Genomic DNA, 1,796 nt, shown 5'->3' on the forward strand with positions numbered 1-1,796 from the left:
GGGATAAAAATAAGGCAGAACGCAATCTATCAAAATACGAAGTCTCATTTGAGGAGGCAAAAACTATTTTTGATGATTCTCTCTATGTTAAATTCTACAATCGAGTCATTTAGAAGGAGTTGATATTATGTTAGTTAAAGGAATTAAAAAAGGCAAAATTATTGAGTTATTAGAGGAAGTTGATTTTCCCGATAATGAAGAGATATTAGTAGAAATTAGAGAGGTTAATGATTTTTGGTCAGCCTTGCAAGATTTTAGGCAAAGGGTAGATTTGGCAAGTCTTGATGATGATACTTTTGATAATTGACGCGACAACTCAACCGGGAGAGATGTTCATTTATGACTCTCAAGTATTTACTAGATACTAATGTTTTGTCAGATCATGGCTCTTATACCAGTTATCTTAGCCGTTGTTGTAGTACCTTAACCCCGATACTTTACCCACAGTTAAAAACGAAAGGAAAAAGGCAGTAAATCCGAGAGATTAAAACGATAATTTTGCTGGGTTCCACAGATAATAATCTCTGCTTGCGGCGCTAATTCGGCTATCCATTGACGACAGGCTCCGCAGGGAGTTAACTGACTAATATCATCCTTCCCATCGATACAGGCTATAGCGATCGCCCGTACTTCTCGATCGCCCGCTGCGATTATTTGCGCTAAAGTTGCCCTTTCCGCGCATAAACTCAAGCCATAACTAGCGTTCTCCACATTAGTACCAGCATAAATCTTTTTATCTGTCAAGACCGCTGCCCCCACCCGAAAACGGGAATAGGGAGAATAGGAAAGTTTCGCCACTTCCCGAGCAGTGTCACAGAGTTGTTGTCTTTCTTGTTCAGATAGGGTCATCGGCTAGATAGCATCCGAGGCAACTTTGATTACTTCTTAATTATCCCTTTGGTCGTGCTTTGATGACATCCGAGCAAGACGGCCATTTGCCGTTGAGATAAATTTCCCTCTTGACTAGGTTGGTAGAGCAAGTTTCTTTGTTCTATGTTAAGATGTTGGTGGCTTAGTTTTTGGGATTTGTTGTTGCATTGATCGGACAATACCTCATGAGCCTTTCTCTGTCAACTCTTAAGGAGTCGTGCGTTTCATTTTTGAATTGGCGATTTAAGATCAGTTTTGTTTAAGTATCTTTTACCATGACTTCTACATCGAACTTTCAGCCGACGATAGTCTCAGAGTTTTAGCCGACCTCGAACTCAGGCTAGTTGCTCATTTTCACCGCAAAAACTGCATCCATAAATTTATCGCCGAATTTTAGCATGGAAATTGACACAATACTGCAGCAAATTGATATTGGAGAAGACCAAGAATATGAGTTTAAATCAGCCGAGGGAGGCTTGCCAAAAGACATTTGGGAAACTCTTTCAGCTTTCGCTAATACCGATGGCGGTTACATTATTTTGGGTGTTAGCGAAAAGAAACCTAGATTAGAAATTACAGGAGTGCGTAACCCTAAAAATCTTCAACAAGAGTTTTGGGATAACCACAACAACCGACAAAAACTGAATATATCTATCTGTTCTAATTCAGACGTAGAAGTAAAAAAGATTAATGAATATCAGCTTCTCATTATTCATATTCCTAGAGCTACCCGAACTCAGCGTCCTGTATATATTAACGGCTCTTCGGTTGGTGTTATGCAATAGACGGGGGTTATAAGGGATGTAACCCTTATATAGAAAGGCATTTAGCGATTTTTGTCAATTGTTTTCGATCTAGAGCGAACTAATCAATTAAGTCTCTTACCAGATAAGGATTTAGTCGATTTATGCCCCCCTATCGAACCA

General features: G+C 39.5%; 3 protein-coding genes and 1 pseudogene. 2 read left to right on the forward strand and 2 right to left on the reverse strand.

The features are described 5' to 3' along the window. The first annotated feature begins 127 nt into the window (after positions 1-127). Positions 128-307, forward strand: coding sequence for a hypothetical protein (locus tag PX636_RS11480; RefSeq protein ID WP_288117261.1), 180 nt, complete (start codon positions 128-130; stop codon positions 305-307). 140 nt (positions 308-447) lie between these two features. Here PX636_RS11480 and cdd read toward each other — a convergent pair whose 3' ends face one another. Next, a complete protein-coding gene (cdd, locus tag PX636_RS11485) occupies positions 448-849 on the reverse strand; it encodes a cytidine deaminase (RefSeq protein WP_012266153.1) in 402 nt (133 codons plus the stop codon). Then, positions 848-1,049 (reverse strand): annotated as a pseudogene (locus PX636_RS11490) (helix-turn-helix domain-containing protein); the annotation flags it as partial. The pseudogene PX636_RS11490 and the gene cdd, both read right to left, overlap by 2 nt. A gap of 219 nt (positions 1,050-1,268) precedes the next feature. Between PX636_RS11490 and PX636_RS11495 the strand changes: the two are divergent. Further along, on the forward strand, positions 1,269-1,655 hold the full coding sequence (locus PX636_RS11495; RefSeq protein WP_288117263.1) for an AlbA family DNA-binding domain-containing protein: 387 nt from the start codon (positions 1,269-1,271) through the stop codon (positions 1,653-1,655). The last annotated feature ends 141 nt before the right edge of the window (positions 1,656-1,796 follow it).

Source organism: Microcystis sp. M53598_WE2 (assembly GCF_030067735.1).
Taxonomy (GTDB): domain Bacteria; phylum Cyanobacteriota; class Cyanobacteriia; order Cyanobacteriales; family Microcystaceae; genus Microcystis; species Microcystis aeruginosa.